24 protein-coding genes are annotated in these 23,845 nt (G+C 76.1%); 8 read left to right on the top strand and 16 right to left on the bottom strand.

Annotation, left to right across the window (positions count from 1 at the left end; translation table 11 throughout):
* Window positions 1-55 precede the first annotated feature (55 nt).
* The 5 genes from ACFWA9_RS05790 to ACFWA9_RS05770 all read right to left on the bottom strand — a co-directional run bounded on the left by ACFWA9_RS05790 (window position 56) and on the right by ACFWA9_RS05770 (window position 6,376).
* On the bottom strand, window positions 56-472 hold the full coding sequence (locus ACFWA9_RS05790; protein ID WP_380383438.1) for a hypothetical protein: 417 nt from the start codon (window positions 470-472) through the stop codon (window positions 56-58).
* Between the two features lie 214 nt (window positions 473-686).
* On the bottom strand, window positions 687-1,946 hold the full coding sequence (locus ACFWA9_RS05785; protein ID WP_380383435.1) for a VWA-like domain-containing protein: 1,260 nt from the start codon (window positions 1,944-1,946) through the stop codon (window positions 687-689).
* A 68-nt stretch (window positions 1,947-2,014) separates the two neighbouring features.
* Window positions 2,015-3,301, bottom strand: a complete 1,287-nt coding sequence (locus ACFWA9_RS05780; RefSeq protein WP_380383432.1) for an AAA family ATPase — start codon at window positions 3,299-3,301, stop codon at window positions 2,015-2,017.
* Window positions 3,302-3,369: 68 nt separating this feature from the next.
* Window positions 3,370-4,770, bottom strand: coding sequence for a hypothetical protein (locus tag ACFWA9_RS05775; RefSeq protein ID WP_380383430.1), 1,401 nt, complete (start codon window positions 4,768-4,770; stop codon window positions 3,370-3,372).
* A gap of 223 nt (window positions 4,771-4,993) precedes the next feature.
* Window positions 4,994-6,376 carry a hypothetical protein gene (locus ACFWA9_RS05770; RefSeq protein ID WP_380383427.1) on the bottom strand — a complete coding sequence of 461 codons (1,383 nt, stop codon included), beginning with the start codon at window positions 6,374-6,376 and terminating at the stop codon, window positions 4,994-4,996.
* A 276-nt stretch (window positions 6,377-6,652) separates the two neighbouring features.
* Here ACFWA9_RS05770 and ACFWA9_RS05765 point away from each other — a divergent pair, with 276 nt between their 5' ends.
* Complete coding sequence (locus tag ACFWA9_RS05765; protein WP_380383424.1) at window positions 6,653-7,498, top strand: class I SAM-dependent methyltransferase; 846 nt, start codon at window positions 6,653-6,655, stop codon at window positions 7,496-7,498.
* 46 nt (window positions 7,499-7,544) lie between these two features.
* Here ACFWA9_RS05765 and ACFWA9_RS05760 read toward each other — a convergent pair whose 3' ends face one another.
* Window positions 7,545-8,177 (bottom strand): TetR/AcrR family transcriptional regulator, encoded by a 633-nt coding sequence (locus tag ACFWA9_RS05760; RefSeq protein ID WP_352293005.1) that lies wholly within the window; start codon window positions 8,175-8,177, stop codon window positions 7,545-7,547.
* A 222-nt stretch (window positions 8,178-8,399) separates the two neighbouring features.
* Between ACFWA9_RS05760 and ACFWA9_RS05755 the strand changes: the two genes are divergently transcribed.
* From ACFWA9_RS05755 to ACFWA9_RS05745, 3 genes are read left to right on the top strand one after another with little or no spacing between them, the layout of a single operon-like run.
* The gene (locus tag ACFWA9_RS05755) at window positions 8,400-9,158 is read left to right on the top strand and encodes an SDR family oxidoreductase (RefSeq protein ID WP_329486046.1); all 759 of its coding nucleotides are present in this window, start codon (window positions 8,400-8,402) and stop codon (window positions 9,156-9,158) included.
* 5 nt (window positions 9,159-9,163) lie between these two features.
* Window positions 9,164-9,970 (top strand): SDR family oxidoreductase, encoded by an 807-nt coding sequence (locus ACFWA9_RS05750; RefSeq protein WP_352293003.1) that lies wholly within the window; start codon window positions 9,164-9,166, stop codon window positions 9,968-9,970.
* Window positions 9,967-10,938 (top strand): NADPH:quinone oxidoreductase family protein, encoded by a 972-nt coding sequence (locus tag ACFWA9_RS05745; RefSeq protein ID WP_380383419.1) that lies wholly within the window; start codon window positions 9,967-9,969, stop codon window positions 10,936-10,938. Before ACFWA9_RS05750 ends, ACFWA9_RS05745 begins: the two co-directional genes overlap by 4 nt.
* 22 nt (window positions 10,939-10,960) lie before the next feature.
* Here the strand turns inward: ACFWA9_RS05745 and ACFWA9_RS05740 are convergent, their stop codons facing one another.
* Window positions 10,961-11,839: an NAD(P)H-binding protein gene (locus ACFWA9_RS05740; RefSeq protein WP_380383497.1), complete on the bottom strand. Its 879-nt coding sequence runs from the start codon at window positions 11,837-11,839 to the stop codon at window positions 10,961-10,963.
* Window positions 11,840-11,934: 95 nt separating this feature from the next.
* Here ACFWA9_RS05740 and ACFWA9_RS05735 point away from each other — a divergent pair, with 95 nt between their 5' ends.
* Window positions 11,935-12,348 carry a helix-turn-helix domain-containing protein gene (locus tag ACFWA9_RS05735; RefSeq protein WP_329486049.1) on the top strand — a complete coding sequence of 138 codons (414 nt, stop codon included), beginning with the start codon at window positions 11,935-11,937 and terminating at the stop codon, window positions 12,346-12,348.
* 55 nt (window positions 12,349-12,403) lie between these two features.
* Here the strand turns inward: ACFWA9_RS05735 and ACFWA9_RS05730 are convergent, their stop codons facing one another.
* From ACFWA9_RS05730 to ACFWA9_RS05720, 3 genes are all read right to left on the bottom strand, one after another.
* On the bottom strand, window positions 12,404-13,669 hold the full coding sequence (locus tag ACFWA9_RS05730) for an alpha/beta hydrolase family protein (protein ID WP_380383417.1): 1,266 nt from the start codon (window positions 13,667-13,669) through the stop codon (window positions 12,404-12,406).
* 252 nt (window positions 13,670-13,921) lie between these two features.
* Window positions 13,922-15,190, bottom strand: a complete 1,269-nt coding sequence (locus tag ACFWA9_RS05725; RefSeq protein ID WP_380383414.1) for an acyl-CoA dehydrogenase family protein — start codon at window positions 15,188-15,190, stop codon at window positions 13,922-13,924.
* A 12-nt stretch (window positions 15,191-15,202) separates the two neighbouring features.
* The gene (locus tag ACFWA9_RS05720) at window positions 15,203-16,231 is read right to left on the bottom strand and encodes a phosphotransferase family protein (RefSeq protein ID WP_352292995.1); all 1,029 of its coding nucleotides are present in this window, start codon (window positions 16,229-16,231) and stop codon (window positions 15,203-15,205) included.
* A 99-nt stretch (window positions 16,232-16,330) separates the two neighbouring features.
* On the opposite strand from ACFWA9_RS05720, the gene ACFWA9_RS05715 reads away from it, so the two are divergent.
* On the top strand, window positions 16,331-17,431 hold the full coding sequence (locus tag ACFWA9_RS05715; RefSeq protein WP_352292993.1) for a hypothetical protein: 1,101 nt from the start codon (window positions 16,331-16,333) through the stop codon (window positions 17,429-17,431).
* Between the two features lie 23 nt (window positions 17,432-17,454).
* Here ACFWA9_RS05715 and ACFWA9_RS05710 read toward each other — a convergent pair whose 3' ends face one another.
* The 6 genes from ACFWA9_RS05710 to ACFWA9_RS05685 all read right to left on the bottom strand — a co-directional run bounded on the left by ACFWA9_RS05710 (window position 17,455) and on the right by ACFWA9_RS05685 (window position 21,960).
* Window positions 17,455-18,015: a GNAT family N-acetyltransferase gene (locus tag ACFWA9_RS05710; protein WP_380383412.1), complete on the bottom strand. Its 561-nt coding sequence runs from the start codon at window positions 18,013-18,015 to the stop codon at window positions 17,455-17,457.
* Between the two features lie 190 nt (window positions 18,016-18,205).
* The gene (locus tag ACFWA9_RS05705; RefSeq protein ID WP_380383409.1) at window positions 18,206-19,105 is read right to left on the bottom strand and encodes a Gfo/Idh/MocA family protein; all 900 of its coding nucleotides are present in this window, start codon (window positions 19,103-19,105) and stop codon (window positions 18,206-18,208) included.
* A 49-nt stretch (window positions 19,106-19,154) separates the two neighbouring features.
* Entirely contained in the window at window positions 19,155-19,823 is a 669-nt protein-coding gene (locus ACFWA9_RS05700) for an O-methyltransferase (RefSeq protein ID WP_380383406.1), read from the bottom strand.
* A gap of 94 nt (window positions 19,824-19,917) precedes the next feature.
* A complete protein-coding gene (locus tag ACFWA9_RS05695) occupies window positions 19,918-20,589 on the bottom strand; it encodes a DedA family protein (RefSeq protein ID WP_329486058.1) in 672 nt (223 codons plus the stop codon).
* Window positions 20,590-20,874: 285 nt separating this feature from the next.
* Entirely contained in the window at window positions 20,875-21,264 is a 390-nt protein-coding gene (locus tag ACFWA9_RS05690; RefSeq protein WP_380383403.1) for an FAD-dependent oxidoreductase, read from the bottom strand.
* A 123-nt stretch (window positions 21,265-21,387) separates the two neighbouring features.
* The gene (locus ACFWA9_RS05685) at window positions 21,388-21,960 is read right to left on the bottom strand and encodes a hypothetical protein (RefSeq protein ID WP_380383400.1); all 573 of its coding nucleotides are present in this window, start codon (window positions 21,958-21,960) and stop codon (window positions 21,388-21,390) included.
* Window positions 21,961-22,113: 153 nt separating this feature from the next.
* Here ACFWA9_RS05685 and ACFWA9_RS05680 point away from each other — a divergent pair, with 153 nt between their 5' ends.
* Window positions 22,114-23,160, top strand: coding sequence for a sensor histidine kinase (locus ACFWA9_RS05680; protein ID WP_380383397.1), 1,047 nt, complete (start codon window positions 22,114-22,116; stop codon window positions 23,158-23,160).
* Window positions 23,157-23,804 carry a response regulator transcription factor gene (locus ACFWA9_RS05675; RefSeq protein WP_352292981.1) on the top strand — a complete coding sequence of 216 codons (648 nt, stop codon included), beginning with the start codon at window positions 23,157-23,159 and terminating at the stop codon, window positions 23,802-23,804. Before ACFWA9_RS05680 ends, ACFWA9_RS05675 begins: the two co-directional genes overlap by 4 nt.
* Window positions 23,805-23,845: the final 41 nt, after the last annotated feature.

The raw sequence follows: 23,845 nt of genomic DNA, 5'->3' as shown, positions 1-23,845 counted from the left end.
GACACGGCGGGACCGCGCGGGGGCCCAGGACCCCCGAGCACGGCCCCGGGGCCGGTCAGCAGCGCAGGACGGTGCCTCGCCCGGCCCCGTCGGGGCGGGCGGGATCGGTGCCGGGGCGGCCCGCGGCGCGACCGGGCGGGGCGCCGGCCACGAGGCCGGCCACCGTCCGTGGCGCCGGGGGCAGCAGGCCCGGCAGCGGAGCCCGGGTGTGGTGGCCCGCCCGGTGGGTGGAGGCGGTGCCCGAGGTGCTCCCGTGGTCGCGCCGGCGTTCGCCGGGCTCGGGGCAGGTGTCCGGGTCGAGCGGCAGGGCGGGCGCGGCGGGCGTCTCCTGGGCCGTCACACAGCGGTCCAGGGCGAGGCGGTGGAGGGAGTCGACGGTCCCGGCCCCGGTCAGCAGGGCGAGGACGGCGGCCAGCAGGACCGCGAGCGCGCAGCGGGTCGCGACGTCACCGTGCCGAACCGTACGCCCCATCCGCGCCCTTCCGAACGACCCCCGTTGTCCAGCTAACCGCCGCCTCCGCCCGACACCCGCCCGCCCCACCCGATGGAGTGAAGGACTTCACTCACCCGGCGGATCCGGACGGCGGGCAGAGCGCGACAAATAGCGGCAGAGCGGCGAACGGGGGCGCGAACAGGCGGCGGACGGACCGGCCCGGGAGCGCCCGGAGGCGCCGGACCGCGCGTGCCTACCCGATCTGCACCACGGCGGCCCACTCCGGCGGGGCCTCCGGTTCGTAGTCCGGGTCCTCCTCGTCCAGGTGCGAGTCGGTCCGCGCCCGGGGGAACAGCCCGACCACCGTCCGGCACGGCGGCCGCGACTCCGGCCAGGGCGTCTGCCCGTCCGTCAGCACCACGACGACGTCCGGCCGGGACGGGCCCCGCAGCGCCCGGGCGAAACCCGTCCGCAGGTCGGTGCCGCCACCGCCCACCAGCGGGATCCCCTCGGCCCGGCAGAGCGGGTGCGCGACCCGGGCCGCCGCGTCGCACGGGAGCACGGTGACCAGGTCGCGGCGGCCGCCCACGGCCCGGGCGATCGCGGCCACTTCGAGCAGCGCGCTGCCCAGTTCGGCGTCGCTGACCGAGCCGGAGGTGTCGATCACCACGGCGACCCGGGGCGGTCTGCGCCGCAGGCTCGGCAGCACGACGCCGGGCAGCCCGGCCGAGCGCCGCGACGGCCGGCCGTAGGTGTAGTCCTCGCCCGCGCCCGAGCCGGCCGCCGCCGTGCGGACCGCCGCGCCCAGCAACTCCCGCCACCGCTGCGGCGGGTGGAAGGCCTCCTCGGCCCACCGCTGCCACGCCTGCGGCGCGCTGCCCGGCCGGGCGGTGATGCCCTGCGCCACCCGGAACCGCACCGCGTCCCGCTCCTGGGCGCTCAGCCCGTGCGCGCCGTCCGGCCCGAACTCCCACTCCCGCTCCAGTCCGTCGGCGCCGCTGCCGCAGTCCAGCCAGACCAGGCTCTCGGTCAGCGGCCCGAGGCTGAACCGGCGCAGGTAGTCCTCCATCAGACCCCCGTCGGGGAGCCCGAGGGAGGTCGGGCGGACGGCGCCCTCGGGCTCCACCAGCCCGTCGCCGAAGGCATCGTCGTTGATCTCGCAGTCGGCCGCGATGTTCATCCGCAGCCGCTCCCCCGGGCCGGTCAGCCCGCGCTCCTCGGCGACCCGGTCGCTGCGCCCGTGGTGGTCCCGCAGCAGGTGCGAGACCTCGTGCACCCAGACCGCGGCCAGTTCCTCCACCGGCGTGCGGTCCACGAAGACCGGCGAGACGTAGCACCGCCAGTGCCGGTCCACCGCCATCGTCGGCACGCGCCGCGACTCCACGGTGTGCAGCGCGAACAGGGCCGTCGCCAGGTAGGGCCGGACCTTCGCCGCGTGCAGCCGGGCGGCGAACAGCTTGTCGAGGTCCAGCCCCCGGGGCCCGTCCGGCACCGCCACCCGGCCCGCACTCATCGAACTCCCCGGACTCATCCGGCTGATCGGGCTCCCCTGACTCCCCTGACTCCCCTGCCTCCCCTGGCTCATCGGCCCGCCTTGGCGGCGACCCGGGCCACCGACCGGTCGGCCCGGTTCGACAGCGAGACCACCCCGGCCAGCCGCTCGATCGCGGCCGGGACGTCCCAGTCCGGCCGGCGCAGCGAGGCGAGCGTGGTCGCCGGGACGACCACCAGGTCCGGGGCTCCGGTCTCGGTCGCCCGGACGAGCAGCGTCCACGCCGCGTCCCAGCGGTCCTTCTCCGGCCGCTTGCGGACGGCGGCCACCACCCCGTCGAGCACGGCCTGGCGGAGGTCCCCGCGCTCGGGCAGTTCGGCGCCGGCCGGATCGGCCAGCAGCTCCTCCGGGTCCGGGAGGTCCATCCGGTCCAGGCTCGCCAGCAGCTCCAGCCCGGGTCCGTCCCCCACCGTGCCCCTGACCAGCAGGGAGAGGACGTCCCGGGAGGAGCCGGCCGCGGTGGCGAAGGCGACCAGGCAGAGCGCCGTCTCCCAGCTTCGGGGCGACGGCCAGGCGCCGCCCCGGCGGGTCTCGTTGGCGGGCAGCCGGTGGACGAGCGCGGGGCGGGCGGCGAGCAGGCCGCAGACGGCGCGCCGGGCGAAGGCCACCGACTCCGCCAGCCGCCGCGGGTCGAGCCGCGGCAGGGTGGCCCGGGGCCACGTCCCGCCGAGGCCGCGGACCACCACGTCGTGGTCGTGCACCCACTGGAGGTGGACGAAGCGGTTGGCCAGCGGCGGGCTCAGCTCCCAGCCGTCGGCCGCCGAGGCGCGCGGGTTGGCGGCGGCCACGATGCGGACCTCGGGCGGCAGTTGCAGCGAGCCGATCCGCCGCTCCAGGACGAGCCGGAGCAGGGCGGCCTGGACGGCCGGCGGCGCGGTGGACAGCTCGTCGAGGAAGAGCAGCCCCCGGCCGGCCCGGACCAGGCGCACGGCCCAGTCCGGCGGGGCCATCGGGACGCCCTGCTGCGCCGGGTCGGAGCCGAGGACGGGCAGGCCGGAGAAGTCGGACGGCTCGTGCACGCTGGCGATCACGGTGGTCAGCGGCAGGTCCAGGGTCTCGGCCAGCTGGGTCAGGGCGGCGGTCTTGCCGATGCCCGGCTCGCCCCACAGCAGGACGGGGCGGTCGGCGGCCACCGCCAGGGTGAGCGCCTCCAGTTGGTCGTCGGGGCGCGGTTCGGTACCGGTCTCGCGCAGCAGGGTGAGCAGTGCGTCGGCGACGTCGAGCTGGGAGGCCCGGTCCGGGTCGGCGAGGGCGGCGGCCGCCGAGAACGGGACGGCCGGGGAGTCGGACAGGGACGTGGACGTGGACATGGGCATGTTCGATCACCTCGGGGTCTGGGGGGAAGTACGCGTACGTGCGGGAAGGGCGGCGGGCGGGGCCCGGGTCAGCGCGCGGTCGCCCCGAGGGCCCCGGCGCGGCGGTCGCGCGGGCGGCGGCGGTCCGGGCTCGGGCTGTGCTCGACCAGGCCGGCCCGGAACAGCCCGTAGCTGATCCGTCGTCGCGCGGCCGACTCCAGCTCGTCCCGCAGCGCGCCGCCGCGCAGCAGGGCGTCGGGGCCGAGCAGCCCCTCGACGACCGCCAGCGCACCGGCGGTGTCGCCGTGGTCGAGCCGCTCGCGGACACCGTGGAGGCCGGCGGGGCGCCGGTGCGCCTCGTCGATGGCCTGCAGGCAGGGCAGCGGTGTGCCGGTCAGCGCGACCAGCAGCTCCTCCCGGCGGATCTCCGCCGGGTCGTGGTCCAGCGCCGTCAGCACGCCGTCGACCAGGCCGATCCGGTGCCGGGCCCCGCGGCAGTCCACCGGGCGCGGCTGCCCGGGCCGGTCCTGGAGCGGGGCCGGTCCGGCCGGCGCGTGGCCGGGCGCGAGCGCCGCGGCGACCAGCGGGTGCAGCCGGTCGGCCCCGATCGCACCGGTGCGGAGCAGATCGAGGTCGGGGAGCACCCAGGTCGCCGCGTCGGGCAGCACCGGCAGGACCGGACCGGCGCCGCCGACGGGCGCGGCGACGATCCGCCGGGCGGGCGGCCCCGGGCCGTCCCCGTCCGTGACGGGCTCCAGGAGCAGCCGCCGCCGCGCTCCCAGGCGGATGTCCACCGGCCCGGCGGCGCGCCCCTCGGCGGCGAGCAGGATGTCGGCCTCGGCGGCCCAGCGGTCGACGGCGCAGCGGAGCCCCGGTGCGTCCGGCAGGGGCGGCGGCTCGCCCTGCGGTCCGGGCTCCCGGTCCGGCCGGGAGCGGCCGTCGGCGCCGGACCGGTGGCGCAGTTCGCCGCTGCGGTGGGCGTCCCACAGGTGGCGGTGCAGGTCGAGGCGGAACCGCCGGTCGGGGCGGGGGTGGGGGTAGTGGGAGGCGCCGGCCGCGCGGTGGGAGCCGTCCCAGAGGGCGAGGCTGATCCGCTGGCCGGCGTCCGCCCAGGCGGGCGGCGTCCGGGCGACGAGCCGCACCGGGGGCCCGCTGTCGGGCTGGTGGGCGTCGTAGCGGGCCAGGGCGACCGTCAGGCCCGGGCGCAGCAGACCGTCCGGGGCGATCCTCGGCAGATGCCAGCGGAGCAGGTCGGGGGCCAGTCCGCGCAGGTCGGCGCGGAGTTCGGCGGCGAGGGCCCGGCCGTGGGTGCGCGTGACGGTGCGCAGGTCGAGGTCGACGTCGATGTTCGCGGCGGCGCAGGCTCCGGCCCAGTCGCCGGCCTGCCGGCGGGCCGTCGCGGTCTCGATCATGGACGGCGGCACGGCGAACTCGCGCACGCGCAGCCAGAGGGAAAGGCGGGAAGGCCTGTCCGCGGTCGAAGTGAGCATCAGCACTCACCTTGCGCGGACGGGGCCCCCAATCCGAATGCGGAAGGAGTAGTCATCGCGGGGAGCGTAGCGCTCGTGCCGTCGGGCTGTCAGCCGCTTTTCCGCGGGCCTGCCCCGACGGCCGGACGCGACCCGACGGACCGGGCGCGACGCGACGAACCGGGCGACCCGACAGACCGGGCGTGCCCCGGACCGACCGGTCCGGGGCACGCCGTCGGCTCGGCTACGGCACCTTGGCGTCGGGCAGCCGGACGCCCTTCACCAGGCAGTCGCGGAACTCGTACCAGGGCGCGGGGCCAGTCCAGCGCAGGAAGCCGGCGGCCCCGGTGCCCTCCGACCGGTTGGCGAACCGGCTGCCGTCGTACAGCAGCTTGCCGGCGGTGGTCGCGGTGCCGGAGGTCACCTGGTGCGACCCGAGCAGGGCGCAGTCCTGGTAGCGGATCACCGGCCCGCGCGAGGGGTTGACGGCATCGAAGCGGTACACGTGGGGGACGACCGTGTCGTCCACCCAGGACTCGAACGAGCGGGCCGTGTCGTCGCAGGACACGAAGGTGATGCTGCCCTTGTACCAGGAGGAGTCGATCACCTTGTGGCCCGGGCCGCGGATCTCGAAGCGGATGCCCTGGGCGTACAGGCGCATCACCGAGTCGGCGCGCGGCGAGTTGGCGCCCAGCTTGAAGAAGGTGCCGGTCGACTTGGCGTCGACCAGGATGTACGACCCGCCGATGAAGTTCATCGAGCCGCCGCGCTCGTTGCGCACGAAGACGCCGGACTGGAACTCCACCTTGCAGTCACGGAAGGAGAAGTTGAGGAACTGGTCCTGCTGCTGCTCGGTCGGTGTCCCGCCCATCACCAGGAAGGCGTCCGCGTAGCTGCCGCTGATCTGGCAGTGGTCCCAGCCCATCTCGCTGTTGAGGTTGGAGTTGGCGGTGGGGCCGTCGAGGACGATGCCGGCCTTCCAGGTGCCGCGCCAGTCGACGTCGGTGTACCAGGTGTCCTGCACGCCGAAGGTCTTGGAGGAGTACGAGTAGTTGAACGTCGCGGTGGCGTCCTGGCTCTCGAAGGTCAGGCCGCTGATCCGGATGTTCCGGTAGCGGTCCATGTTCCGCCAGAACACGGTGTCGCGGACCGTCGGCGCGTACACGATGCGGGAGAGGCGCTTGCCGAACCCGGTGATCGAGATGCCGTCGATGACGCTCTGCTTGGTGCGGTCGGTGTTCTGGGTGGCCGGCAGCAGGCTGTCGGGCTGGGTGAGCAGGTAGGTGCCCGGCGGGATCAGCAGGACCTTCCCCGGGGTGACGCCGGTCTCCGGCGCACCGGCGAGGACCTCGGCCACGGCCTCCCGGAAGGCGGTGTCGCTGGGCGTGGCCCCGGTCGGGTCGGCGCCCTTGGCGACCACGTCGACCACGTACCCGCCCGCACCGGCCGCCACCGCGGCGGGCGCGGCGAGGGCGCTCTGGCCGCCGAGCGCCAGGCTCCCGGCCACGGCGCCCGCGCCGGTCAGCCCGGCGAGCAGGGCGCGCCGGCCCGGACGGCGCCCCGGGCCGCCCTCGCCCTCGGGCCCGGAGGCCCCGGACCGCGTGCCGTGCGTGGAATGTGTGGACATCGCCAACCCCCGTCGATCAGAACTGTCGGGGCCACGACCCTTGAGTGGATCATGACCGAACATCGTGATCATCTGGCATGTCCCGGCCCCGGCACAAGACTCCGGACCGCCCGGATCGGCCCGCCCGGCCCGACCGGGCCGTCCGGGGCCCGGGACCCGGGCCACCCGGGCGGGCGCACCGGACGGCGGGCCCGGTGGGGCGTCGGTAGCTTGGGCGGGACAGCCGCGGCACGGAGCAGCTGGGCCGCGCAGCAGCGCAAGACCGGGCAGGTTCAGATGGTCAGTGGCGAACTCGATCTCACCGGGCTCCGGCGGGTCTACGGGCGCCCGGGGAGCAGGCTCTTCTACACGCTCGTCTGTCGCAACGCCCGGCACTGGGGGTGGACCGAACCGGGCCAGTCGAAGTGGCGGTGCTGGCAGGCGCAGCGCCGGCTGGAGGGCGTCCTCGGCCGGAAGCTGTCGCTGCCCGCCGGGTCACGGGTGCTGGACGCCGGCTGCGGTGCCGGGGTGGTGGCGCGGCAGCTGGCCTCCCGGTTCGGCCTGCGGGTCACCGGCGTCGACGTGCTGGACTTCCACGTCCGCGAGGCCCGCCGGCTCAGCGCCCGGGCGGCGCTGGAGGAGCGGACGAGCTTCTCCTGGGGCGACTACCACGACCTGGAGTTCCCGGACGGCTCCTTCGACGGCGTCTACTCGATGGAGACCCTGGTGCACGCCTACGACCCCGAGCGGGCGCTGGCGGAGTTCCACCGGGTGCTGCGGCCGGGCGGGCGCCTGGTGCTGCTCGGCCCGGTGGGCGCGCCGCCGGAGGAGATCAGCCCCGAGGGGCACGCGGTGCTGGACCCGTTCATGGACGCGATGGTCTTCCCCGGGGCCAAGCGGTACGACTCCCGCAGCCTGAGCGTGCTGCTCGCCCGGGCGGGATTCCGGGTCGAGGAGGCCCTGGACGCCACCGCCCGCTACCGGCCGACCTCCGACGCGCTCTACGCCTACTTCCGGCTGCCGTACGCCCTGCTGCGGCTGTTCGGCCCGGCCGAGAAGTGGCTCAACCTGCGGTCGGTGGTGGAGATGTACCAGGTGCGGGAGTACGTCTCGTGGTTCGTGCACACCGCCGTGAAGCCTTAGCCCCGCACCCTGCCCGGGCCCCGGGCGTCCGACCCGCGCCCCGCCCTCAGGCGACCCGCGCGCCGAGCATCCGCAGCACCAGCTCGCCGTAGCGGCGGCCGAGTTCCTCCGGGCTCTCGCTGCTGCGGTCGGTGTACCAGCGGGACACGTCGATGCCCAGCGAGGTGACGGCGCGGGCCGCCGTGCGGACCTCGGCGACCTCGAAGGCGCCGGCCGCGACGCCCGCCGCGATGAGGGAGCTGACCTCGCGCTCGATGTCCAGCCGCAGCGCGGCGACCACCGTGTAGGCGTCCTCGGGCAGCGCGTGCAGCTCGTAGTTGACCACCCGGCCGACCGTCCGCGCCCGGGCGTGCCAGGCCGTGAACTCCTCCACCAGGCGCCGCATCCGGGCCACCGGCTCGCCCTCGCCGGCCACCGCGTCGCGGACCAGGGTGAGGGTGGCCGCGTGGCCGGCCCGGCTGATCTCGGCCAGCAGGGCGGCCTTGGACGGGTAGTGGATGTAGAGCGCGGCCGGGCTCATCCCGGCGGCGGTGGCGATGTCCCGGGTGGTGGTGGCGTGGAAGCCGCGCTCCGCGAAGGACTCGACGGCGGCCTGGAGCAGCCGGAACGCCGCCTCGGGGCGGGCGTCGGCGGCGCCGGGCAGGGCCGGCCAGAGCTCGGCGATGGGCGTGCTGGTCATGGCGCCATCCTCGCAGATGAGTCGTACCGGAATTCCGGCTGCGCCGGCCGGGAGGCCCGGCCGACTGTTGACAGGGTCCCGCACCGACAGCATGCTAAGCAAGCGCTTAGTCACGAGCCCGGTCGGGTGGTCCGTCCGGCCGGCCCGGCAACCCTTGGCGGCCGGGCCGGCCGGACGGCGCGGGACCCGACAACTCCGCAGAACCGTGCGAAAGGACCCTCCGTGGTGCACTCCTTCAAGGGCCAGGTGGCCGTCGTCACCGGATCCAGCCGGGGCATCGGCCTCGGGATCGCGCGCGAGCTGGTCGCCCGCGGGGCCCGGGTCTGCCTGACCGCCCGCACCGCCGAGCCGCTCGCCGAGGCCGTCCGCGACCTGGGCGGCCCCGAGGTCGCCATCGGCGTCGCGGGGAAGGCGGACGACCCGGCCCACCAGGACGAAGCGGTGGCCCGCACGATGGAGGCCTTCGGCCGGCTGGACCACCTGGTCAACAACACCGGCATCAACCCGGTCTTCGGCCCGGTCCTGGACACCGACGAGGCGGCCGCCGCCAAGATCCTGGCCGTCAACGTGCTCGCCCCGCTCGGCTGGACCCGCCGCGCGCACGCCGCCTGGATGGGCGAGCACGGCGGCTCGGTGGTCAACGTCGCCTCGATCACCGGTATCCGCGCCTCCCTGGGCATCGGCATGTACGGCGTCTCCAAGGCCGCCCTGATGCGGCTGACCACCGAGCTGGCCGCCGAACTCGGCCCCCGGGGCATCCGGGTGAACGCGGTGGCACCGGCCGTGGTCAAGACGAAGTTCGCCGCGGCGCTCTACGAGGGCCGCGAGGAGCAGGTCGCCGCCGCGTACCCGCTGGGCCGCCTCGGCGTCCCGGAGGACGTCGCGGGCGCGGTCGCCTTCCTGCTCTCCTCCGACGCCGCCTGGATCACCGGCCAGACCCTGGTCGTCGACGGCGGCGTCACCCTCGGCGGCGGGATGTGACCGCCGTGACGGACGAACACGGGAGCCCGGCCGCCGAGTACGCGGGCCAGGGCGTGGTGGTCACCGGCGCCGGGCGGGGGATCGGGGCCGCGCTGGCCCGCGCCTTCGCCGCGGCCGGTGCCCGGGTGGTCGTCAACGACCTCGACGCCGCGGCCGCCCGGAAGGTGGCCGCGGACTGCGGCGCCGCCGCGGTGCCCGGCGACGCGGCCTCCGCCGAGGGCGTCGCCGCGCTGGTCGACGCGGCCCGGGCGGCGCTCGGCGACATCGACGTCTGGTGCGCCAACGCCGGCGTCGCCCCGGTCGGCGGGGCCGGCGCGCCGGCCGCCGCCTGGGCGAGCGCCTGGGAGGTCAACGTGCTCGCCCACGTGCGCGCCGCCGACCTGCTGCTCCCCCGCTGGCTGGAGCGCGGCAGCGGACGGTTCGTCGCCACCGTCTCGGCCGCCGGGCTGCTCACCATGCTCGGCTCGGCCCCGTACGCCGTCACCAAGCACGGCGCGCTCGCGTTCGCCGAGTGGCTCGCCGCCACCTACCGCCACCGGGGCGTGCGGGTGCACGCCCTCTGCCCGCAGGGGGTGCGCACCGACATGCTGGCCTCGACCGGCGCGGTCGGCGAGGCCCTGCTGGCACCGACCGCGCTGGACCCGGAGGACGTCGCCGGGGCCCTGCTGACCGCGCTGCGCGAGGACCGCTTCCTCGTCCTGCCGCATCCCGAGGTCGCCGAGTACTACGCCGCCCGCGCCACCGAGCCGGACCGCTGGCTCGGCGGCATGAACCGGCTCCAGCGGGAGCTCGAAAGGAACGAGGCGCTGTGAGGGCCTGGCAGGTCACCGAGCTGGGCGAGCCGCGCGAGGTGCTGCGGCTGGCCGAGGACGTACCGCGCCCGGCTCCCGGGCCCGGGCAGCTGCTGGTCCGGGTGAAGGCCGCCGCGGTCAACTTCCCGGACGCGCTGATGGTGCGCGGCCAGTACCAGGTCCGCCCGCCGCTGCCGTTCACCCCGGGTGTCGAGCTCTGCGGCGAGGTGGTCGCGGGCGAGCGCGCCGGGGAGCGGCTGATCGGCACCCCGCTGCTGCCCGCCGGCGCCTTCGCCGAGTACGCCCTGCTGGACGCCGCGGCGGCCTTCCCGGCCCCGGCGGCGCTGGACGACGCGGAGGCCGCCGCCCTGCACATCGGCTACCAGACCGCCTGGTTCGCGCTGCACCGGCGGGCCGCCCTACGGGCCGGCGAGACGCTGCTGGTGCACGCGGCGGCGGGCGGGGTCGGCAGCGCCGCCGTCCAGCTCGGCCGGGCGGCCGGCGCGCGGGTGATCGCCGTGGTCGGCGGCCCCGCGAAGGCGGCCGTCGCCCGCGAGCTCGGCGCCGACCTGGTGGTGGACCGGACCGCCGAGGACTTCACCGCGGCGGTCAAGGAGGCCACCGGCGGACACGGCGCGGACGTGGTCTTCGACCCGGTCGGCGGCGCGGCCTACACCGGCTCCACCCGGTGCGTCGCCTTCGAGGGCCGGATCGTGGTGGTCGGCTTCGCCGCCGGCGAGATCCCGACGCCCGCGCTGAACCACGCGCTGGTGAAGAACTACAGCATCCTCGGGCTGCACTGGGGCCTCTACAACACCCGTGACCCGCAGGCCGTGCTGGCCGCCCACGAGGAGCTGACCCGGCTGGCCCGGGCCGGTGTGGTGCGACCGCTGGTGAGCGGTCGCCTCCCGCTCACCGGGGCGGCCGAGGCCGTCCAGCGGGTCGCCGACGGCCGCAGCACCGGCCGGCTGGTGGTGCTCGGGGAGTAGCACCGGCGGGGCCGCGCCCCGGTCACCCGGCCGAGTCCGCGGCCGCTCCCGCGCCCTGCGCGATCACCTCCAGGGCCGGGCGCGGCGGGCGGCCGAGCAGGGCGGCGAGGTCCCCCGGCTTGCCCGGCCCGGCCAGGAAGCCGTGGGCGATCGCCGAGTACGTCCCGGCCACCATCGGCACCTGGAAGTCCGCGGCGCCCGAGGCCGCCACGGCCGCCCGCGCCCCGGCCAGCGTGCCGGGCCGGTACTCGACCGTCCGTGCGCCGGCCCGGGACAGCGCCGCCGCGACGTCCGCGCCGCCCACCGCCTCCTCGCCGACCAGCTCGTAGACCCGCCCGGCGTGCCCGGCCGGGGCCAGCGCCACGGTGGCCGCGACCTCGGCCAGATCCGCGCGGGCGACCGCCGCCAGCCCGCCGTCGCCGAGCGGCGCGGTGATCACACCGTCCCGGTCCGGCGTGGCCAGCGAGCCCAGCAGTTCGGCGTAGAGCCCGTTGCGCAGGATCGTCCAGCGCAGCGAGGCGGACTCGCGCAGCCGCCGCTCGGTCCAGCGGTGCGCCAGCGCGTAGGCCAGGTGGTCGCCGTCGCCGGAGAGGCTGGTGTAGACCACGTGCTCGACGCCGGCCCGCTCGGCGGCCTCGATCGCGGCCCGGTGACGGGCGATCACCACGTCGTCCTCGCCGTAGCCGGCCGAGATCAGCAGCAGCGTCCGCACCCCGGCGAAGGCGGCCGCCAGGGTTCGCGGCCGGTCGAAGTCCACCGTTCGGACGGGTACGCCGGCCGCCGGGGTCCGCTCCGGGGTGCGGCTGCCGGCCAGCACCCCGTCGAGCCCGCCCGGCAGCGCGGCCAGCCGCTCCAGCACCAGAGCGCCGAGTCCTCCGTTGACACCGGTGACGAGAAGCACCACGACCTCCAAGATCGGTTCCGGGCCCGCGGCTCTCCGCGCCGCCCGGTGACCATCCTCGGTACCCTGACCGTTCGGCGTAAGGAGGCACTTCGATGTCAGTGGGGCACACCGCGGTAACCACCCCCCGGCCGGTGGTCTGGTGCGAGGACGGCGTGGACTGCGGGATCCGCGGGCTGCTGGACCGGCTCGGCGACAAGTGGTCCGTCCTCGTGGTGGTCGAACTCGCCCAGGGCGTCCGGCGGTTCCGCGAACTCCAGCGCGCCGTGCCGGGCATCTCGCAGCGGATGCTGACCCTGACGGTACGCCGGCTGGAGCGGGACGGGCTGGTGTCGCGGACCGTCCACCCGACCGTCCCGCCGCAGGTGGACTACGAGCTGACCGCGGTCGGCCACAGCCTGACCCATCTGATCCGGGCCATGGTGGACTGGTCCTACGACCACCACGACGCGATCCTCGACTCCCGGCGCGACTGGGACGCCGCCAACCCGGACTCCGAGATCCGCTGACCGCGCCCGGGCCGGTGCCGCCCCCGGCCCGCCCCCGGGCCGCCCCGGGCCCGTGTCAGCGGGCGAACTCCATCTCCGGGAAGCGCGGCGAGGGCCCGTCCAGCAGGTGGTCGTCGTGCCCGCGCAGCCACCGGTCGAAGAACGAGGCCACGTACGCCCGGGTGGCGAGCACGGCCCGCTCCGGGCGGACGTCACCGACGTCGGCCCGCAGCGCCTCGCCGTCCACCGCGCCCTGCCGGGCGAGTTGGGGCAGCAGCGACTGCGCGTCGGTGTACGAGCCGTGCTGCGAACCGGCCAGTGTGACGTCGGCGCGCCAGCCCCGGCTGTGCTGCCAGAGGGCGTCCCAGCCGGGCTGGTGGTGGTAGTCGCCGGAGTCCGCGCTGTGGGTGCCCATCAGCAGGAACGGGCGGTCCAGACCGTCCTCGGCGACGCTGCTCAGGAAGACGCCCTCGCCGGTCGGCCCGGGGAAGTGCAGCTGGCCGTCCATGTTGACGCCGGCGGTGACGCGCGGGTCGTCGTGCATGGTCTGGACGGCGGTGAAGCCGCCGGCCGAGTGGCCCACCATGCCGATCCGGGTCAGGTCCAGCGAGCTCCCGAGGCCGGCCGGGAGCCGCCGGTCGGTGCGCAGCGCGGCCAGTTCGTCCAGGACGAAGCGGGTGTCGTCGACCCGGGCCCGCATCGCCTTGCGCAGCAGGGCGCCGATGTCGAGGTCGGGCGTGCCGAGCATGCCGGGGAAGACGGACGCGGCCAGGCCGCCGTCCGGGAAGGCCACCTCGGAGGCGTCGTAGGTGTGGTCGACGGTGACCACCACGTAGCCGCGCGAGGCGAGGTCCTCGACCAGGCCGGTGCCCCAGGTGCGGGGGTCGCCGAGCCCGGCCGAGTAGAGCACCACCGGGCGCGGGCGGCCGCCGCCGGGCAGGGCGGGCGCGTCCTGGCGGGCGTGCGTGCGGATCGCCGACCAGTCCGTCCGCCCGCTCGCCGCGCGGTAGTTGAAGACGGCGGCGCCGCCGTCGCCGCCGAAGTGCTCGGCGGCGCCCGGCTCCATGGAGCGGGCCCGTTCGTCGCCGACCGCGGGGCGCGCGGTCGGGTACCAGAGGCTGATCATCAGTTCCCGGGCCCGCCCGGGCTGCCACGGGTCCGCCCGCCCGGCGTCGGTGAGGTGCAGCGAGGTGGTGCCGACCGGGTACGGCCCGGTGGGCTGCGGCAGCCAGGCGCGGGCCCGGCGCTCCGCCACGGCCGGCGCGTCCAGCGCCGCCGCCGGCGCGACCGCCGTGCCCAGCACCGCCGTGGCCGCCAGCAGCGCCGCGATCCCGGTCCGCACGCCCTGCCCCGACCCCCGCCTGCGCGTTGCACCCCGCACGACGTCCCGCGTCACTCCCCGCATGGCTCCCCCAGCTCCTCACCGTCGACGGCCGCCGCCCACCGGCCCGGCCCGTACCGTGACCGTACGGGCCGGGGTGGTGCACGAACGTCATACCGCGGAGCCAATTGCCGCCGTGCTACCGCGGTATGACACGCCGGGCGCGGTGCCCGGCGGTCACCCGCCCGGCGGCCCGCGCCCAGGGGCCCGCGCCTAGCGGTCGCCCGCCCGGTGGCGCTTGAGCTCGCGCCGGGCCAGCGAGCGCTTGTGCACCTCGTCCGGTCCGTCGGCCAGGCGCAGTGTGCGGTTGCCGGCCCAGAGCTGGGCGAGCGGGGTGTCCTGGCTGACGCCGGCCGCGCCGTGGGCCTGGACGGCCTTGTCGAGGATCCATTCGACGGTGCGCGGGGTGGCGATCTTGATGGCCTGGATCTCGGCGTGCGCGCCGCGGTTGCCGACGGTGTCCATCAGCCAGGCGGTCTTCAGCACCAGCAGCCTCAACTGCTCGATACGGACCCGGGATTCGGCGATCCAGTCCTGCACCACGCCCTGCTCCGCGAGCGGGCGCCCGAAGGCCACCCGGTCCAGCGTCCGGCGGCACATCAGCTCGACGGCGCGTTCGGCGATGCCGATCGCCCGCATGCAGTGGTGGATCCGGCCGGGCCCGAGCCTGGCCTGGGCGATCGCGAAGCCGGAGCCCTCGGCGCCGATCAGGTGGCCGGCCGGGACCCGGACGCCGTCGAAGTGGACCTCGGCGTGGCCGCCGTGGTCGGCGTCGTCGTAGCCGAACACCTTCATGCCCCGCCGGACGGTGACCCCGGGGGTGTCGCGCGGGACGAGGATCATGCTCTGCTGACGGTGCGGCTCGGCGCCGGGGTCGGTCTTGCCCATCACGATGAAGATCCGGCAACGCGGGTTCATCGCGCCGGTGATGTACCACTTGCGGCCGGTCACGACGTACTCGTCGCCGTCGCGCTCGATCCGGGTGGCGATGTTGGTGGCGTCCGAGGAGGCGACGTCGGGCTCGGTCATCGCGAAGGCGGAGCGGATCTCGGCGTCCAGCAGGGGCCGCAGCCACCGCTCGCGCTGCTCGGCGGAGCCGAACTGGGCGAGCAGCTCCATGTTGCCGGTGTCCGGGGCGGCGCAGTTGAGGGCGGGCGGCGCGAGCTGCGGGCTGCGCCCGGTGATCTCGGCGAGCGGCGCGTACTGGAGGTTGGTCAGGCCGGCGCCGCCCTGCCCCGGCCGGTCCGCGTGGTCCGCGTGGTCCGGGTGGTCCGGATGGTCCGGCAGGAAGAGGTTCCACAGGCCCTGCTCGCGGGCCTCGGCCTGCAGCTCGGCGACGATCGGCGGCACGTCCCAGGCGGGCCGGCCGGGGTCGGCCAGCTGGGCCTCCAGGACGGCTTCGGCCGGGTACACGTGCCGGTCCATGAAGGCCAGCAGGCGCTCGCGCAGCTCTTCGGTCCGGGCGTCGTAGGCGAAATCCATCGGTCGGTGCTCCTACCGGGCGGTGAGGGTGGTCAGGCCGTGTTCGGCGAGGACGGGTGCGATCTCGGCGGCCCGCTCGAAGCCGGCGCCGAGGGTGCGGCCCTGCCGGAAGCGGAAGTGGATGCCCTCGGCGACGACGGCGAGCTTGAAGGAGGCGAAGGCCACGTACCAGTCGAGGTCGGCGGCGGCGCGTCCGGTGAGTTCGGCGTACCGGGCGACGAGTTCGGCGGCGGCGGGGAAGCCGGGGGCGGTGGCGGCGGAGGGGATGATGCCGCCGCCGACACCGGCGAGTTCGGTGTACATCACCAGCAGGCCGACGTCGGTGAGCGGGTCACCGAGGGTGGACATCTCCCAGTCCAGGACGGCGGTGATGGCGTCGTGCCCGTCGACGAGCACGTTGTCCAGCCGGTAGTCGCCGTGGACGAGCGCGGGCGCCGGGGAGTCGGGCAGCCGGGCGGCGAGCAGCTCGTGCAGCCGGTCGACGCCGGGCAGGTCGCGGCTGCGGGAGGCGGCGAGCTGGGTGGACCAGCGGCGCAGCTGGCGCTCCAGGAAGCCCTCGGGGCGGCCGAAGTCGGCGAGGCCGACGGCGGCCGGGTCGATCCGGTGCAGGGCGGCGAGGGTGTCGACCAACTGCTCGCCGAGGGCGTGGACGCGCTTCTCGCCGAGGGCGGCGAGCGGGCCGGCGTCGCGGTGCGCGGTGCCGGGGACGTACTCCATCAGGTACCAGGGCGCGCCGAGGACGTCCGCGCCGGTGTCCAGCAGCAGGGTGGCGGGGACGGGGACGCCGGTGCCGCGCAGGGCGGTCATCACCCGGTGCTCGCGGCCCATGTCGTGGGCGGTGGCCAGCACGTGCCCGAGCGGCGGGCGGCGCAGCACCCAGCGGGAGGTGCCGTCGGTCAGCAGGTAGGTGAGGTTGGAGCGGCCGCCCTCGATCAGCTCGGCCCGCAGCGCGCCCCGGACGGTGCCGGGCAGTTCGCGGTCCAGATGGCCGCGGAGCCGGTCGAGGTCCAGGCCGGGCGGGTCGGCGGGGGTGTCGGGCATGGGCTCACTCTCCTGGTCAGCGTTTCTGACTAAGCGCTTGCTTAGCATTCAGCGGAGGGCTGTGCGCTGTCAATGCCGCCGTACCGCCACAATGTCGCCATGAGGTTGATCCACACCCTGGCCGGCGCGCTGATCCTGGTGCTCACCGTCGCGAGCATCCTGCGCACCCTGGTCGTGCCGCGCGGCCTGTACTCCTCCCTGGTGCACCGGCTCTGGCGGGGCCTGCGGGCGCTGCTGCGGCTGTCCGCCACGCCCTTCGGCGGCTACCGCGCCCAGGACCGGGCGCAGACCTGGCTGGCGCCGCTGGTCCTGCTGGGCATGCTCGGGGTGTGGCTCGGCAGCATGCTGCTCGCGTACACCCTGCTGCTGCACGGCACCTCGCGGCTGGACTGGGCGGTCTCCTTCCGGGAGGCCGGCTCCAGCCTCTTCACCCTCGGCTTCGCCAGCGGGGACCGGCTCCACCTCTCGGTCATCGACTTCATGGCCGCCGCCAGCGGCCCGCTGGTGATCGCCCTGCAGATCGCCTACCTGCCGACCCTGTACGGCGCCTACAACCGCCGCGAGGTGGAGGTGACGCTCCTCAAGTCCCGGGCCGGCGAACCCGCCTGGGGCCCGGAGCTGCTGGCCCGGCAGTCCCTCGTGGACACCGAGACCGCGCTCCCCCAGCTCTACCGCGACTGGGAGCGGCTCGCCGCCGACATCGGCGAGAGCCACTCCAACTACCCCGTACTGCTGTCGTTCCGCTCCCCGCAGCCGAACCGCAGCTGGGTGGTGGGCCTGATCGCCGTCATGGACGCCGCCGCGATCCACCTGGCGATCAACCCGCGCTCGGCGCCGCCCGAGGCCCGCCTCGTCCTGCGGGCCGGCTTCACCGCGCTGCGCGACGTCGGCAGCTCGCTGCGCGTCGCCTTCGACCCGGACCCGGCGCCGGACAGCCCGATCCGCCTCAGCTTCACCGAGTTCGACGCGGCGGTGGCGATGATCACCGCCGCCGGGTTCCCCCGCGAACGCTCCGCCGCCGACGCCTGGCCGCACTTCCACGGCTGGCGCGTCAACTACGAGGCCCTGGCCTACGAACTGGCCCGCCGCAGCGACGCCGTGCCCGCCCTGTGGACCGGCCCGCGCGACTTCACCGCCCCGCCCATCCCCCCGGCCCGCCCCGCCGACCGCCGACCGGAGGCACCGCCCCAGGGCCGGTAGGCCGGCGGCCACCCGGCCGGGCGTCAGTTCCCGGCTGCGCCGCCGTCGGGCAGTCGGCAGGCCCGGGCCATCGCCACCAACGGCGGCGCCTCGGCGGTGGGCGGTACCTCGTTGACGACCTGGTAGCCCCACGCCTCGTACAGGGCGAGCACCTTGCCGCCGCCGGCCGCCGGGTTGACCATCAGCATGACGCGCCCCTCGCCACGGCCGCCCGCGAGCCCCTCGTGGATCCGGCGCGCAGCACCGGTGCCGCGCCAGCGTGCGCGCACCCCCAGCTCCCTGAGCGCGAAGGTCGGCGCGGCCGTCAGCTCCGGAGGTGTCGCCCTGGCCAGCCGGGCCCACCAGCGGTCGCCGGACTCCACGGTGTTGCCGTACGCGTACCCGACCGGCTCGGTGCCGTCGTACCCGAGGACGGCCTCGAACCCCGGCTGCCCGCCGTGCAGCTCCAGGCGCTCGACGAAGGCCGCGACGGCGTAGTTCGGCAGGTGCAGCAACGGCGCCCGCACCTCCGAGTACAGCGCGACCAGCGCCCGGCGCAGGGCCGCCGTCAGTTCCCGGTGGTGGCGCAGCACCGTCTCCGTCATGGGGCAGCCCTCTCCGGCTCGCGAACGTCCTGCTCCCACGGTTCCGCACGAACACCGCCCGCCGCCAGAGGGGGGTTCGGCACGCCGCCGAACCGGCCGAGCACGTCGGCCGCGCTCCGGGACCGGGTAGCGCGGCCCCGGCCGTGGGGCGGCGGTCGACGTCGGACGGCCGCCGCACGGGCGCGGCGCGTCAGACGTCGACCGGGGCGGCGGTGGCCAGCGAGCGCTCGGCGGCGGAGAGGATCTCGACCACCCGCAGGCCGAAGGCCGCGCCGCAGGGGTGGGGCTCGCCGGTGCGGGCGGAGTCGCGCAGGGCGTCCAGGGCGCGGTGGAGCGCGGCCAGCGGGCCCTCGCCGCGCTCGGGGAGGTGGACGACGCCCGACTCGCCGCGCAGCTCCATGCCCGTGCCGCCGGCCGCGAGCGGGGCGGTCAGGCTGAGCGCGAGGGTGCTGGACGCGCCGCCGGCGTGCAGCAGCACGAGGTGGACGGTGTCCCGGGGGCCGGCGACCGCGGTCACCCGGACCGCGTCGCCCAGCACCGGGAGCAGCACCGAGAGCGCGTGGGGGCCGACGTCCCAGAGCGCGCCCTTCTCCTGCCGCCAGGGCGAGGCCGCGTACGGGCTGGTGCTGTCGGGGGCGAAGACCGAGCCGAGCCAGTCGGAGCGGCCGGTGAACCAGCCGCCGGTGGCGGCCTGCTTCTCGATCCACGGCAGCTGCTCGCCGCCGAAGCGGACGGTGAAGAAGACCACCGTGGCGAGGCCGTGCGCCTCGGTGGCCTCGACGACCCGCCGGGCGTCCGGGACGGTCAGCGCGACCGGCTTGTCCAGCAGCAGGTGGCAGCCGGCCTCGGCGGCGCGCACCGCGAGGTCCGCCTGGACGGTCGGCGGCAGCGCGATGGAGACGGCGTCCACCTCGGCGAGCAGCCGGTCGAGGTCCTGGTGGCCGGGCACGCCGTGCGCCTCGCCGAGCGCGGCGGCCGCCTCGGGCCGGCGGCCCCAGACGCCCGCGAGCTCGAAGTCGGGGTGCTCCGCCAGTACGGGCGCGTGCACCCGCTCCGCCCAGGGGCCGGTGCCCAGCAGTCCGATCCGCATGCTCTCTCTTCTCCCTCGCTCGTCCCTGCCCGGCGCCGTCGCGCACTGCTCAGCGCTGGACGCGGGCCAGGGTGAAACCGTCGTAGCCCTTGCTGCCGACCGTCTGTACGGAGGTCGCGGACACCCGCGGCTCGGCGGCGATCAGGTCGTGCAGCCGGCGGATCGCGACCACCGCCGGGTCGTCGCTCTCCGGGTCGGCGACGGCGCCGCGGCGCACCACGTTGTCGACCACGATCAGCGAGCCCGGGGCGGTGAGCTCCAGCGCCCGGGCGAAGTACTCGGGGTTGCTCTGCTTGTCCGCGTCGATGAAGACCAGGTCGAACGGCTCGGCGCCGTCCGCCACCAGCGCGGCCAGCGAGTCGGCGGCGCGGCCGAGCCGGACCTCGGCGACCTTCTCCAGGCCCGCCCGCGCGAGGTTCGCCCGGGCGACCCCGGCGTGCGCCGGGTCGATCTCCAGGGTGATCAGGGTGCCGTCGGCGGGCAGTGCCCGGGCCAGCCAGATCGCGCTGTAGCCGCCGAGCGTGCCGACCTCCAGGATGCGCCGCGCGCCCTGGGTGAGGGCCAGCAGGTGCAGCAGCTTGCCCTGGTTGGGCGCCACCGCGATGGGCGGCAGCCCCGCGGCTTCGGCGGCGGCCGTCGCGGCCTCCAGCACCGGGTCGTGCCCGACCAGCCGCTCGGAGAAGTAGGCATCCACCGCGTCCCACGTCTGCTCTGCCACAACGCCCTCCACCTGCTGCTTTACATGCCACCGCCGGGGTAGCCCGATGCTACCCCGGCGGGAAGACAGCTCTGCTGGAACGCTCCGGTGCCGATCAGTCCACCGCGGGAGCGCCCACCGCGGGCTCGGCGGCGGCCGCCGCCGCCTCCTCGGCCTCGCGGGCCCGGGCGGCCTTGCCGGCCCGGCGCTTCATCAGCCAGGCCGAGAGGGCGCCGCCGGCCGCGGCCAGCAGCAGACCCACCCAGGAGAAGCGCGACAGCCATTGCTCGGCGACCTTGCCGACCTGGTACACCAGCAGGGTGGTGCCGCCGGCCCAGACCACGCCGCCCAGCACGTTGGCGATCAGGAACTTCCAGTACGGCATCTTCAGCGCGCCCGCGAGCGGGCCGGCGAAGATCCGCAGCAGCGCGATGAAGCGGCCGAAGAAGACCGCCCACATGCCCCACTTCTGGAACGAGCGCTCGGCACTGGCCAGGTGGTCCGGCCCGAAGTGCTTGGGGAACTTCCGTCCGAGCTTCTCGAACAGCGGCTTGCCGCCCTTGCGCCCGATCGAGTAGCCGATCGAGTCGCCGATGATCGCTCCGAGGATCGCGCAGACCGCGACCCAGACCGGGCTGACCACACCGCGGGCGGACAGCAGCGCCGCCGACACCAGGGCGATCTCGCCGGGCAGCGGGATGCCCAGGGACTCCAGCCCGATGATCAGCGCGACCAGGGCGTACACCGCACCCGGCGGGACGCTCTCGATCCAGGCGTCGATGTGCAAGGCCGTACCTCCGTGGCAGGACGAGATCCGTTCGTGGGACGGGCCGTGCCCGGTCCGGATGGGTCTCGACGACGATCCGATGGCGGCACCAGGCCGCTCCCCGAAAGATGCAGCCTAACGTGCCGGGCGGCCTGTCCCCCCGGCCGATCACCCCCGATTACGACGTACGACACACCTCCGTGGTTCCGTGTGGCGGCACCCGGCGTCGGGAAGCGGAGCCGGGCCCGCACGCCCCGGCGGACGGTGGCCCGGTGGTCGGTGTCGGAGCGCGGGCGGCGTCCGGGGTCAGACGCGGTACGCGGCGACGTAGCGGGCGGGGTCCCGGTGGAGGTCGCCGTGCCAGCGTCGCAGGCACCGGTCGGCGAACGTGCTGCCGGTCTCGACGAGGTCGTCCAGCGGGTCGAGGTAGGCGGGGACGTGCGGAGGCTCGACGCCGGCGGCGACGCGGGCGGACAGGCCGGCCCGGGCGAGGCGGAGGAGTTCGGCGGCGAGGGGTCGGACGGGGTCGCCACCGAGCCGGGCGGACACGTACACCACGACGTCGAGTCCCCGCCGCTGCAGCTCGTACGCGCACACCAGCCCGGCCACGCCCGCCCCGACGACGGCGACCCGGCCCCGCGCTCCGGACACCGGGTGCAGGAGGGAACGCGGGAACGCAAAGCTCGTATCGAACATCGACACCGCACCTCTCCGCCGCGGGACTCCCGCCCAGCCTCGACGAGGCATCGTTCGCATGCCACCCAGCGGCACCCATCCGGCGCCCGCCCGGCGGCGCCGGGCCGGCCCCGCGGCGACGGATCAGCGCGCGCCGGCCCCGGAACGGCGGTGGTAGTCCACGGTGACGATCGCGAGCAACGGGCCCCAGAGCAGCAGCGGGGCGTAGCAGAGGGTCATGGCCAGACCGGCCAGGCCGTGCGGGGCCTCCGGGTTGCCCATGGCGTTCGGGCCATACCACCCGCCGAAGGCGGCGGCGAAGGTGAGCGCGGTGACCGCCGCCGCCCCCAGTCCGGCGGGGACCACGGCGGCCCACGGACGCACCCGGCGGCCGCCGATCAGCGGCAGCCAGCGGGGGGTGACCCGGCCCCAGGGGCGGACCAGGCCCAGGGTGAGGAAGGCCAGCGTCTCGGCGAGCGCGCTCAGGGCGAGCACGTAGAAGGTGGCCCAGCCCGGCATGTGAGCCGTCATCTGCCGTTCCATCGCCCCGGAGAATCCGACCGGGACGCCGACGCCCAGGGCGACCCGCCAGAGCCCGGACGGGACGGCGGTCAGCGCCGCGACCTTGGCCACCCGGACCGCCCACGGTGCGGCGGGCCGGTACGGGAGCGGGGTGGCGACGGCACTGGTGGTGGGGGCGACCGCGGTGTCCAGCATCGGAGTTCCTCTCGTCGTTCGGTGTGCCTCCAGCCTGGCGGCGGGGCCGGTACCGGCGGCAGATGCCGATCGGGAGGTCCGCGGGCGCCCCGCCGCCCCGGCCTGTGCCGTTCGGCACGGGTGGCGGCGCCGCCCGGTGCATAGGCTGGGCGCATGATCGGGGAATGGGGGAGCATCGTGCCGGTGCTCGCGGTGGCGGCCGCACTGCGGATCAGGCGGCCACGGCCGACGGCGGCGGCGGGGGTGGTCTCGCTCGCGCTGACCGCCGTCGGGGCGGCGCTGGGCGGCTTCGGCGAGGACGGCCCGGCGGGGACGGTCGGGGTGGCCGAACTGATCGGGCTGCTGGTCCTGGTGACGATGACGGTGCGCACCGGCCGGGGCCGGGTGGCCGTCGGGGTCCTGGCGGCGGCGCTGCTCTGCTGGCCGCTGCGCTATGCCGCGCCGGTCGAGGGCTGGCAGCAGGTCGGACTGCTCGGCTTCGGCGCGGTCGGGGCCCTGGGGGCGGCGCTGGTCGGCTTCTACCTCTGGTCGCTGGACGGCCTCCGGCGCCGCGAGGTGGCGGCCGCGCGCCGGGCCGAACAGCTGGAACTCGCCCACGACCTGCACGACTTCGTGGCGCACGACGTCAGCGGGATGGTCGCGCTGGCCCAGGCCGGCGGCTTCCTGGCGGAGCCGCACCCCGAACTGGCCGAGGTGTTCCGGCGGATCGAGCAGTCCGGCCAGCAGGCGCTCTCCTCGCTGGACCGGACGGTCGCCCTGCTGCGCACCCCGGAGGAGGACGCCGCCGGCCGCCGGGCCCCGCAGCCCGGTCTGGCCGAACTCCCCGCGCTGGCCGAACGGTTCACCGCCTCCGGGGCCGCCGAGGTCCGGCTCGACCTGCCGGAGCGGCCGGTCGGCCGGGAGGCCGGGGCCACCGTCCACCGGATCGTGGCCGAGGCGCTGACCAATGTCCGGCGGCACGCCCCCGCCGCCCGGTCGGTCACCGTGTCCGTCCGCCGACTCGACGGGCAGCGGCTGGAGTTGACCGTCGCCGACGACGGCGGAGCGGTGGAGAGCCCGCCCCGGCACCGGGGCGGGCACGGGCTGAGCGCCCTGGCCGCCCGGGTCGAGGCGCTCGGCGGTACGCTCGACGCCGGGCGCGCCGGGCAGGGCTGGCTGGTCACCGCCACGTTTCCGCTGCCGGCCGAAGGGGCCTCATGAGCATCCGCGTCCTCCTGGCCGACGACCACGACGACATCCGCGCGGCCTACCGGATGATCCTGGACGCCCAACCCGACCTCACCGTGGTGGCGGAGGCCGCCGACGGCCTCGCCGCGTTCGAACAGGCCCGCCTGCTCCGCCCCGACGTGGTGCTGGCGGACATCCGGATGCCGAAGCTGGACGGCCTGGAACTGACCCGGCGGCTGGCCGGGCCCGAGGTGGCCGACCCGCTGCGGGTGGTCGTGGTGACCACCTTCGACCTGGACGAGTACGTGCACGCCGCGCTCCGGCACGGCGCGGCCGGCTTCCTGCTCAAGAGGTCCAGCCCCGCCCTGCTGGTCGAGGCGGTCCGGGCGGCGGTGGCCGGTGACACCCTGATCAGCCCGCAGGTCACCGTCCGGCTGCTGCGTCAACTGGCCGCCCCCGCCCCGGCGTCGCCGCAGGCGGAGCCCGCCGAGCCGCTGACCCCGCGGGAGACCGAGATCGCCGGGCTGGTCTCGGGCGGGGCGACCAACGCGGAGATCGCCGAGCAGTTGTTCATCTCGGCCGGCACGGTCAAGAACCACCTGGCGAACATCCAGCGCAAGCTCGGCGTGCGGAACCGGGTCGGCATCGCCGCCTCGGTCTGGGGCGACCGCCGATAGCGGGAGGGCCGCCGACGGCGGGGGGCCGCCGATGGCGGGGG

It is taken from the genome of Kitasatospora sp. NPDC059973 (genome assembly GCF_042737525.1).
Lineage (GTDB): Bacteria > Actinomycetota > Actinomycetes > Streptomycetales > Streptomycetaceae > Kitasatospora.
This window is presented reverse-complemented; position numbering and strand designations above follow the sequence as displayed.

Coding starts and splice junctions, on each gene's coding strand:
- ACFWA9_RS05790 (WP_380383438.1), bottom strand. CDS start 472: ATGGGGCGTACGGTTCGGCACGGTGACGTCGCGACCCGCTGCGCGCTC.
- ACFWA9_RS05785 (WP_380383435.1), bottom strand. CDS start 1,946: ATGAGTGCGGGCCGGGTGGCGGTGCCGGACGGGCCCCGGGGGCTGGAC.
- ACFWA9_RS05780 (WP_380383432.1), bottom strand. CDS start 3,301: ATGCCCATGTCCACGTCCACGTCCCTGTCCGACTCCCCGGCCGTCCCG.
- ACFWA9_RS05775 (WP_380383430.1), bottom strand. CDS start 4,770: ATGCTCACTTCGACCGCGGACAGGCCTTCCCGCCTTTCCCTCTGGCTG.
- ACFWA9_RS05770 (WP_380383427.1), bottom strand. CDS start 6,376: ATGTCCACACATTCCACGCACGGCACGCGGTCCGGGGCCTCCGGGCCC.
- ACFWA9_RS05765 (WP_380383424.1), top strand. CDS start 6,653: ATGGTCAGTGGCGAACTCGATCTCACCGGGCTCCGGCGGGTCTACGGG.
- ACFWA9_RS05760 (WP_352293005.1), bottom strand. CDS start 8,177: ATGACCAGCACGCCCATCGCCGAGCTCTGGCCGGCCCTGCCCGGCGCC.
- ACFWA9_RS05735 (WP_329486049.1), top strand. CDS start 11,935: ATGTCAGTGGGGCACACCGCGGTAACCACCCCCCGGCCGGTGGTCTGG.
- ACFWA9_RS05725 (WP_380383414.1), bottom strand. CDS start 15,190: ATGGATTTCGCCTACGACGCCCGGACCGAAGAGCTGCGCGAGCGCCTG.
- ACFWA9_RS05720 (WP_352292995.1), bottom strand. CDS start 16,231: ATGCCCGACACCCCCGCCGACCCGCCCGGCCTGGACCTCGACCGGCTC.
- ACFWA9_RS05715 (WP_352292993.1), top strand. CDS start 16,331: ATGAGGTTGATCCACACCCTGGCCGGCGCGCTGATCCTGGTGCTCACC.
- ACFWA9_RS05710 (WP_380383412.1), bottom strand. CDS start 18,015: ATGACGGAGACGGTGCTGCGCCACCACCGGGAACTGACGGCGGCCCTG.
- ACFWA9_RS05705 (WP_380383409.1), bottom strand. CDS start 19,105: ATGCGGATCGGACTGCTGGGCACCGGCCCCTGGGCGGAGCGGGTGCAC.
- ACFWA9_RS05690 (WP_380383403.1), bottom strand. CDS start 21,264: ATGTTCGATACGAGCTTTGCGTTCCCGCGTTCCCTCCTGCACCCGGTG.
- ACFWA9_RS05685 (WP_380383400.1), bottom strand. CDS start 21,960: ATGCTGGACACCGCGGTCGCCCCCACCACCAGTGCCGTCGCCACCCCG.
- ACFWA9_RS05680 (WP_380383397.1), top strand. CDS start 22,114: ATGATCGGGGAATGGGGGAGCATCGTGCCGGTGCTCGCGGTGGCGGCC.
- ACFWA9_RS05675 (WP_352292981.1), top strand. CDS start 23,157: ATGAGCATCCGCGTCCTCCTGGCCGACGACCACGACGACATCCGCGCG.